The sequence below is a fragment of the Gaiella sp. genome (assembly GCF_039915195.1).
In the GTDB taxonomy this organism is placed as follows: domain Bacteria; phylum Actinomycetota; class Thermoleophilia; order Gaiellales; family Gaiellaceae; genus Gaiella.
On the sequence record NZ_JBDSNT010000084.1, the window covers coordinates 1 to 8,497 of the forward strand.

The following is an 8,497-nucleotide window of genomic DNA, read 5'->3' on the forward strand; positions in this document are numbered from 1 at the left end:
TCGACGGTAGCGATCACGCCACTACCGACCGCCTTACGTAGGTTCGAGACATACAGCTGCAGGAGCTTCTCCGCCGAGGCCGGACGTTCCTCACCCCAGATCGCAGCGGCCAGGCGATCGACCGAGACCCGCTCGTTGGCATGGAGAAGGAGATGAACGAAGAGTGTCTGCTCCTTCGGCGCGCTCACGACGATAGGCTCGAGGTCGCGAGTTATCTCGAGCGGTCCCAGGATCCGGTACTCGAGCAGCATCGTGTCATCGTACGGCGGCCCCGACGGCCTCGACCGATCCTCTACCACGCCCGGGCAGGATAGGGATGTGGGTCTGACCCGTCGAGAAGGACTGGATGTCATCGAATTGGACGCAACCGCCCCCATCGCTGCGAGCGCGACAGGCCCTGGCACCGTCGGCTCTCGACGCGACCTTTTGCGATCTTCGAGCCCGAACCCGAATGGAGGGAAGGACGCGCCCGAGTCGCTCCACGCAGTCGTGGAGGACGTTCCCGCGAGCTGGGACTTTTACCTTCAGCGGGTCGCGGCACTCGAACGCCGAATCCCCTTCGGACTGTTGGCACATGTTGCCGGCCCGACCGATGAAGGGTTCCGGGTGATCGAGATCTGGAGGACAAGAACGGCATGGGAACGATTCCGCAACAGGACGACCGAGGATCCAGTTCGAGCTGGCGAGCCGCACCAGATTCGCAGCACACTCCGTGACCTTGTCGTGTATCACACACTCCCGACAAGCTCGGACTTGAACGTCCCGCGCTGCGAATGCACAATCCGGTAGACGATGACTTCGGGCGCGCCGATCGCGAACGGCGACGCGCCCCGGCAGAACACGGAGTTGCAGGGAGCCCCCTCGTTGAGGGGGAACCGCCGCCTGGAAGCGCCACGTAGTCGGCAGTCCGGTTTAGGCCTGTTGTCGCGTGCGTCGTCCTTCGGTAGATGCGTTGACCATCTGCGCTTCGCTCCGGTCTGTCCCTTCGGTTGTCCCTCTCGCTCGGCTCGTTCGAGGATCGGGATCGGTAACGCCTCGCGCAGATGCGCCCCCTGTGGGCCATGAGGCATTAGTTCCTGGCCCACTTCGGAGAACTCGGCTTCGCTGTTCACGGCGTCGAGTCGCGCCGCCCGTGCATCGATCTCCTGAGAGGTTGCACCCTCATTGTTCGTAGCTGAGCACCCGCTCCACGGGATCGCGTCTCTCATCTCATCCCCCTCCTCTATTTGACGGGCGCTGACCCGCCTCTCTGCTCATCTACCGCCAACCGCCGGAGCGGCTCTCGAGGTAGCTGTCGAGCAGGCCAGCTGCCTCGGTCTCGTTGCCTGGCATCAAATGCCCGTACCGGTCGAGTGTGATCGTGATTGACGAGTGCCCCATGTAGGGGGTGGTGTGGATGGTGCGGGCGAGGTGTCGTTTGAGGCAGCGGTGAGCTGCTCGAAGAAGTTCTGTCGCAGCGGGCACGGGCGGTGTGCTCGGGGCTGTTGTCGACGCGTGGTGAGATGCACAGGGTGTCGGTAGTCTGTCTGCCTCTCGAGTGAGGGTGGGGCGATGGACGCGGAGCGCTATGCGGAGATGGTTCGTTGGGCCACGGCTCTGGAGCGCTCGGAGACGGCCGAGCTGAGGGCGGCTGGACGCGCGATCCGCGCTTTGTGCGAGGAGAACCGCGCTCTCGCCGACCGACTTTCGTCGTCCGGCGGCGGGTCGGGGCCGTCGGGGCTACCGGACGGTCAACGCGCCAGGCGCGCTGCGGGCGGCGCCAACCGGCCGCACCCCGGTTCGCGCCGGACGCGGGGTCTCAGCCGGTGGAGCCTGTCGCTGACGAGGCTCGGCGTCTCGGCGGCGGTGTTGGCGGTCGCGGCAGCCGGTGCGCTCGTCGTTGTGCGGGCTGCCGCCCCGGCGTTGCAGGTGACCGGCCCGCCGTCGAACACGGCGCTCGGCTCGAGCGAGCTCGCGGCTCTGGCGTTCAAGTCGGCGCAACGCGGCACCCGCTGGGAACTCGATGGCCGCGAGGTTCATCCTGCGCTCGAGGGCGGCATGCTTGTCCTCCGTCCGGGGGCCCTGAGCGACGGCAATCACACGCTGGTGGTTCGGCGGGACGCGAGGTTGTTCAGGAGCAGTCGCCGGTCGTTCTCGTTCGTCGTCGACACGACGGCGCCGACCCTCCGTCTCGACGGCCCCGCGGTTGTGAACGCGGGCCGTCCGCTTGCGATTCGAGGCGTCGTAGAGCCGGGCGCGACGCTCGCGCTGGCCGGGCAACGGGTGTCGATCGACGCTGAGGGGCGGTTCTCGTTCTCCCGTCCGATCGCCCCCGCGAGCCTCACGCTCGTCGCGAGGGACGCGGCGGGCAATGCGAGCCGCTGGCGTGTGCCGGTGACCGTGATTCCGCGGCGTCCGGCCGAGCCCATCCGTGCGGTGCACGTGACCGCCTACGGCTGGGCGGACGCGACGTTGCGTGCAGGCGTCATGCGCCTGATCGACGAGCGCAGGATCAACGCGGTCGAGCTCGACCTGAAGGACGAGGGCGGAGAGGTCGGCTGGAACGCGCCGGTGCCGCTCGCCCGCCAGATGGGAGCTGCGCTCAGGATCTTCGACCTGAAAGAGGCCGTCGCGCGGCTCCACGCCAAGGGCATACGGGTGATCGGCCGCCTGGTCTGCTTCCGCGACCCCATCCATGCAAGCGCGGCCTGGAAGGCCGGGCGCCGTGACGAGGTCGTGCAGACTCCGCAGCACGGTCCCTACGCGGCGTACGGCGGCTTCACGAATCCGGCCAGCCCCGCCGTCAGGAAGTACAACATCGACATCGCGCTCGCGGCAGCCGATGCCGGAGTCGACGAGATCCTCTACGACTACGTCCGGCGGCCGGACGGCCCGATCGCGAGCATGGTGTTCCCGGGGCTGCGGACGACCCCGGAGAAAGCGATCGTCGGGTTCCTCACCGAGAGCCGCAGAGCGCTCTCGAAGAGCGGCGTCTTCGTCGGCGCCTCCGTCTTCGGCATCGCCGCCACGAGACCGACCGAGGTCGCACAGGACATCCCGGAGATCGCGCGGCGGGTCGACTACGTCGCCCCGATGGTCTACCCGTCGCACTGGGGCCCCGGTGAGTACGACGTCGCGAACCCGAACGCGAGCCCGTACGAGATCGTGGCCCGCTCGCTCGCCGACTTCCAGAAGCAGGTTCGCGGCACCGGCGCGCGCGTCGTCCCGTGGCTGCAGGACTTCTCGCTCGGCTACACCTACGGCCCTGCCGAGGTCGCAGACCAGATTCGCGCCGCCAGGGAGGCAGGCTCCGACGAGTTCCTCTTGTGGAACGCAGCCGTGACCTATACGAGCGGTGCCCTCGGCACAACAGCGAAGGTGCCGGCACTCGGACAGGGGACGTCGTCGGCCGTGTCGGCGCCCGGGCCGGTCCGCCTGCCCGACCTGAAACCGGCGAAGAAGGCGGCCGCACCCAAGGCAGCCCCGGCGACGGTCGTCGCAGGCGGAGGGCCGCTCTCCGGGCTGCCGCCGAACGAGCTCGGGCGCGTGCCCGTAATAATGCACCACCAGATCCGGGCCGACCGCGTCGGCGACTACGACCAGACGCCGGCCGAGTTCCGCGCCGAGCTTGAACAGCTCTGGAAGCGCGGATACGTCCCGATCGCGGTCGGCCAGCTGCTGGACGGCAAGCTCGGTCTCCCGAAGGGCACCTCGCCGGTCGTCATGACCTTCGACGACTCGACCAGGGAACAGCTCGCGCTCGACGGCTCTGGAAACCCGCTTCCCGGCACGGCGGTCGGGATCATGCTCGACTTCGCGCGGACGCACGCGGGCTTCACCCCCCGCGGAACCTTCTACATCAACCGCGACCCGTTCGGCGTGCAGGACGGAGCGCGCCTGATCCGCTGGCTCACCGCCAACGGCTTCGAACTCGGAAACCATACGCGCGACCACCTCCCCCTTCGCACCCTCGACAACGAGTCCGTGCAGCGGCAGCTCGTGCTCGGCGCCGCCGTGATCACGGACGCCCTCCCCGGCTACAGGATCCGCTCGATGGCGCTTCCGCTCGGTTCGATGCCGAAGAGAGAGCGACTCGCAGTCGGCGGAAGCTGGCAGAAGCACCGGTACGGGCCGTACGGCGTGCTGCTCGTGGGCGCGAACCCGGCTCCCTCCCCGTTCGGGAGCTCGTTCGACCGGGCGGCGATCCCCCGCATCCGCAGCTCGCACCTTCCGTTCTCGGTCGAGGATGAGCTCGGCTTCTCCTACTGGCTCGCGGACCTCGACCGCAACCCGGCTTCCCGCTACGTCTCGGACGGGGACGCCCGAACGATCACCGCTCCGGCCGCCGCCAAGTCCGAGCTCGCACCCCGCTACCGGCAGCGATTCGTCGCGCGCCCCTGAGGCAAGCCGCCCCCGGCACCATCCTCGGGTCCGCCACAGCAGCTCGCGTTTGCCGTTCCGGCACTCGACCTGCCGGTTGCCTGCGCCAGTGCTCGTCCCCTGACTGCGATGAAGGGAGCCATCAACTCTCGCTGCTCACCGGTGTACTCGCCGCTCTGGCCGCAACGATCGCGATGCCCGGTCGAGTCCGCTCCTCCTCGTAAAAACGGTCGTCGCCGTACCCGGCCGTGACAGTGGCGCCCGTCCTCGATCCTGGGCGAGTCGCTGGATTGGCCCGAGGCTGACGCTCGGCACGGGGATCACAGAGTCAGGCGAAGACGCAGCGGCGGCGGATGCGGGTAGGCGTTCTCTGATCCACGGAGCTGCGACAGGAGGTCTTCGACGTCGAGCCCTCGGTGAACCGGTTCGTAGGCAGCTAGCCGCCGCCGCGCTTTGGCCAGCTGCCGTTGCCAGCCCACCTTGTTGCGGCGCTCGGCTTGATACCAGGCGACGGCGATGTGAACGAGACCCTGGAAGAAGTCGCGCTCATCCTTGGGTGCCGCCCGCCAGGCATCCTCCAGCGATTCATGCGCCGCGAAGTACTGGCCACTGTCGATCAGCGCCAGACCGCGACGGTAGTCGGTCTCAATCTGCGTCACCCGTCGCCCCTGTTAATGAGGTTCCGACTCTAGTGCCACTTCTCGACGGTCAGTCAGATCGACCACAACGACGGCGACCACCAGCACAGGCCACAACGGTGCTTTGTTGACCCGCGGGATCGAGAGCCGGTCTCACGCGAACTATCGCAAAAGCTATCCCGCACCGCCCGACCACACGCCGGAATCGACCGTTTCAAGCTGTTTAAAGCCGATCCACAGCGGGTCTTCAAAACCTGTGCGGTGGGTAACCCCTCGCTCGGTCGATTCGACACCGGCGCCCGCTCCGTCAAGCCATTTCTGGCGTGTTGACGCGGATCGTGGCGTATCTCTGCGGTCGTAGCGCGGCTCGTTCGTAGTGGGTCAACTATCGCAGGACTCTCGCGCGGGCACGTGCGGTTGCCTCGACCTGCCTGGGCGTGGCCGGCTTGCCGCGCGTGACGCGTGACTTCCGGGGCGACAATGCTTCACCTGTTGCTCGACTCCGGCTGCGGCGGAGTTGGGTTGGATGTTGACGCAATGAGCTCGTCGCGTGCATGTCGCGCATCGCTGCGTGCTCGTTTGCGAGACGCGATGAGGTGGATGACCATAGCCGCGAAACCGACCGCGAGGAGGACGCCAGCGAGCGATGCACCGCGAAAGGCCGGGGCTTGGACGTCAAGGGTTCGTTGGCCTGCGTGTGCGGCGTTGCTTCGGCCCACAACGATGCCGAGCGTCATCAGGTTCGGCAGCGCGAGCACGAGCGCCGCCACGAGAGCGATGCCGACCGTCGCCCACCGGCGGCGCCAGCGGAGCACGGTGGTGAGCAAAGCGATCGGTAGGAGGGTGAACACAAACCCGTAGAAGAGCCCGATCAAGACCCCTGAGGTGATGCTCTCGTTGACCTGATCGCCGACACGGTGTGCCCACCAGCGGGGCACGGTTGCCGATGCGACGGCCCCGGCGACGACCAGCACGATCAACAGTGTCCCGGCGATCAGCAGGCGATGTCGCCAGCTCGCGTCGTGGTCTTGGGGGTCTAGGGCTTTCATGGGCTGGGTGCCGTCGCGTCGATCACGCTTCTCGATCGTCTATTGGGCCGGGGTTGGGTGCGCCAACCGATCAAACGCACGATCAAGGTCTTGCTCGGGTGGAAGCTGCCCTCCCGGGCTGACCGTATCGACGATCTGCGGCAGAGCCTCCGCAATCGCCTGCGCGGCCTCATCCTGGGAGACGCCGAGCTTCTCAGCGATCTGGCCGATCTGGTCGGCACCGATCACCTGACTCACCTGCCCGGGCGTGACAGGCTCGTTGGGGCCCGTCCCGACCCACGAGTCCGCCTGCGAGCTCAACCCGTTCGCCCGGAAGCCTGAGAGAAGCTTGCTGAGGCCGCCGCCAGCAAGCAACCCGCCAATCATCGGGATCAGCGCGCCCACCAGACCGCCACCGCCGCCTCGGCTACCCGCAAGCCCGCCGAGCATGCCGCCAACCCCTCCAGACTTGCCGCCAAGAAGCCCACCCAACAGATCATCAAGCTGACTCATCGCCATCCTCCCAGTTCGAGGCACCAGTACTGGTGCAAGTAGGACCGGTCATACCCAGATTTCCGGCTTCTCACCCACGGGATCCCTGCAGCCTTGCAAAATGAGCTCGCCAGCCTTCGGTAGCAGACGAGGCAGCAGCCGAGTGCGAGGAAGGCTTCGTGGATCTCGTGGCAGCGGTCGTAGCGAACGAGTAGAAGTCGCCGGTCACGACGGTGCGGAGATCTACGTCATCTAAGTGCTGCCACCCGGAAGCGCGAACCAGCTCATCCGGACCGACCCGGATCCGGCCTGCACCTCCTGAGGAAGTGCCGCCCACGCGGAGCATGCATCTGACTGACGACGGACGGAAGCGACGAAGGAGCCGGCTCTCCAGAGGGCCGGCTCCTTCAGCCGTCAACGCAAGAGTTTGACGAGCCGGGTAAAAAAAGCTCCCTGCGGTATTGAGATCGGGAATGTCAGTTGAGAGGTTTTGCCCGAAGCGCTTTGTTCGGCCGGAGCTTGCTTGCGTTCCCGCCGTTTACCCCAGGAGCTCTTTGAACGCGGGTTCGTCGCGGATCGGATCGAAGTCGGAGTCACCGGCGGCGAACGACCGGGTCTGCTCGCTTCGGTCGATCGCGAGCCGGAGGTGCTCGATCGCTTCGGCGCTGCGTCCCGCGAGGCTCTCGCAGCAGGCAAGGTTGTACAGGAGCCCTGGGTACTCGGGGTGGGCTTCGCAGAGCTCGAGTCCGCGGTCGGCAGCCTCGGCGTACTGTCCCGACTCGTACAGGGGGCGCAGCGGCGCCCATAGCTCCCAGCCGACAGGTTCGTGTGCCTTCCCGGGCGTGCCGCCTATCGCGACGATCGTCGTCCCTGCCTCTTCAGCGAACGCCGTCCGCTTCACACCCGGTCGGGCGAAAACGAACGTGCCAGCTGGCGCGTCAACCCGGTCGCCATCGAGCTCGAACCTCGCGCGGCCGCGCTGCACGAGGTAGAGCTCCTCCTCCTCACCGTCCGACTCGTCGTGCTCGTTGATGATCCGGTCGTCCACCTCGCGACCCGTCCAGCTATTGACCCCGAAGGAGGTGATACCGAAGTGATGCCGGACCGGCCGCGACAGACAGCGCCCGTCGTCGATCTCCCCAATCTCGTCAACTCTCGCAACAGAATAATCGCTCATCGAATGCTCTCCTGCAGGTCGTGGCTGTTACGCGGCGAAAAAGAGCGCCTTCAACTCAAGAGCGAGCGTAACAGCCGTCACCTGCGGGTCGGTATCGACCTGGCGCCTAGCGCTGGCAGCACCCAACGCTCAGGCGTCACTGTCGAACCCTGGTGCAGCGGACGGTCTTGTAGCCCGCAGCAGCCTTGGTTACCGCGGGAGCGGGTTCGGGCCGGTGGCGGTGACGAGGCGCTGCGGCGCCCAGTTGTCGACGTGGACGAAGCCCTCGAAGCGCCCTTCCGCGTCCTCGACGACGTCGAAGAAGGAGCGCCGGTAGAACTTCACGTGGGTGAAGTCCTCGAACAGCACGTAGACCGGGTCGACGGCTGAACTCTGAAACTGCTGACCCGTCAGCGCGGCCCGATGCACGCGCGAGAACTCGTCGAACTCCTCACTCACGACGACGCCGAGGTGCTCGAGGCCCATCCGGTAGACGCGCTGGTGAACGGGCGGGATCAGCTCGATGTTCGAGACCGGGGTCCCGTCGAGGACATGGAGCGGTTCGGAGAGCACGATCAAGGAGATCGGACGTCCGTTCCAGATGTTCTCGCGGTTCGCCCTCGCGTGGCGCTCGAGAAGCGTGCGCTGCTGGACGTACAGATCCCAATCGGCGACGCGAACGGCAAGGTGGCTGAGCGGGTAGGGCGCGATGTCGATGCCGCGGGCCAAAAGACGGTCGCGCTGCATCGCCGCGAAAGCTCGATAGTCCCCGATAATCTCGGCGATCGGATCAGAGTCGTCACGTGGCATCCTCCTCCGCCATC

General features: G+C 66.8%; 9 protein-coding genes. 1 reads left to right on the forward strand and 8 read right to left on the reverse strand.

Features of this window, described 5'->3' with window-relative positions; translation table 11 throughout:
- From ABIR74_RS08515 to ABIR74_RS08525, 3 genes are all read right to left on the reverse strand, one after another.
- The coding region (locus tag ABIR74_RS08515; RefSeq protein WP_348177040.1) for a winged helix-turn-helix domain-containing protein at positions 1-251 on the reverse strand (251 nt) is incomplete at its 3' end.
- A gap of 477 nt (positions 252-728) precedes the next feature.
- A complete protein-coding gene (locus tag ABIR74_RS08520; protein WP_348177042.1) occupies positions 729-1,208 on the reverse strand; it encodes a hypothetical protein in 480 nt (159 codons plus the stop codon).
- A gap of 49 nt (positions 1,209-1,257) precedes the next feature.
- Positions 1,258-1,380 (reverse strand): hypothetical protein, encoded by a 123-nt coding sequence (locus ABIR74_RS08525; protein ID WP_348177044.1) that lies wholly within the window; start codon positions 1,378-1,380, stop codon positions 1,258-1,260.
- 171 nt (positions 1,381-1,551) lie between these two features.
- Here ABIR74_RS08525 and ABIR74_RS08530 point away from each other — a divergent pair, with 171 nt between their 5' ends.
- Positions 1,552-4,380 carry a putative glycoside hydrolase gene (locus tag ABIR74_RS08530; RefSeq protein WP_348177046.1) on the forward strand — a complete coding sequence of 943 codons (2,829 nt, stop codon included), beginning with the start codon at positions 1,552-1,554 and terminating at the stop codon, positions 4,378-4,380.
- Between the two features lie 299 nt (positions 4,381-4,679).
- On the opposite strand, the gene ABIR74_RS08535 is transcribed toward ABIR74_RS08530, so the two are convergent.
- The 5 genes from ABIR74_RS08535 to ABIR74_RS08555 form a co-directional block, all read right to left on the reverse strand.
- Entirely contained in the window at positions 4,680-5,018 is a 339-nt protein-coding gene (locus ABIR74_RS08535; protein ID WP_348177048.1) for a DUF309 domain-containing protein, read from the reverse strand.
- A gap of 464 nt (positions 5,019-5,482) precedes the next feature.
- Positions 5,483-5,971, reverse strand: coding sequence for a permease (locus ABIR74_RS08540; RefSeq protein ID WP_348177050.1), 489 nt, complete (start codon positions 5,969-5,971; stop codon positions 5,483-5,485).
- A gap of 114 nt (positions 5,972-6,085) precedes the next feature.
- Positions 6,086-6,538 carry a YidB family protein gene (locus ABIR74_RS08545; RefSeq protein ID WP_348177052.1) on the reverse strand — a complete coding sequence of 151 codons (453 nt, stop codon included), beginning with the start codon at positions 6,536-6,538 and terminating at the stop codon, positions 6,086-6,088.
- 517 nt (positions 6,539-7,055) lie between these two features.
- Positions 7,056-7,694, reverse strand: coding sequence for a hypothetical protein (locus ABIR74_RS08550; protein WP_348177054.1), 639 nt, complete (start codon positions 7,692-7,694; stop codon positions 7,056-7,058).
- Positions 7,695-7,883: 189 nt separating this feature from the next.
- The coding region (locus tag ABIR74_RS08555; protein WP_348177056.1) for a VOC family protein at positions 7,884-8,497 on the reverse strand (614 nt) is incomplete at its 5' end.

Bases quoted from the DNA above. Each gene is read 5' to 3' on its own strand.
- ABIR74_RS08520 (WP_348177042.1), bottom strand. From the start codon at position 1,208: ATGAGAGACGCGATCCCGTGGAGCGGGTGCTCAGCTACGAACAATGAG.
- ABIR74_RS08550 (WP_348177054.1), bottom strand. From the start codon at position 7,694: ATGAGCGATTATTCTGTTGCGAGAGTTGACGAGATTGGGGAGATCGAC.
- ABIR74_RS08545 (WP_348177052.1), bottom strand. From the start codon at position 6,538: ATGAGTCAGCTTGATGATCTGTTGGGTGGGCTTCTTGGCGGCAAGTCT.
- ABIR74_RS08530 (WP_348177046.1), top strand. From the start codon at position 1,552: ATGGACGCGGAGCGCTATGCGGAGATGGTTCGTTGGGCCACGGCTCTG.
- ABIR74_RS08525 (WP_348177044.1), bottom strand. From the start codon at position 1,380: ATGGGGCACTCGTCAATCACGATCACACTCGACCGGTACGGGCATTTG.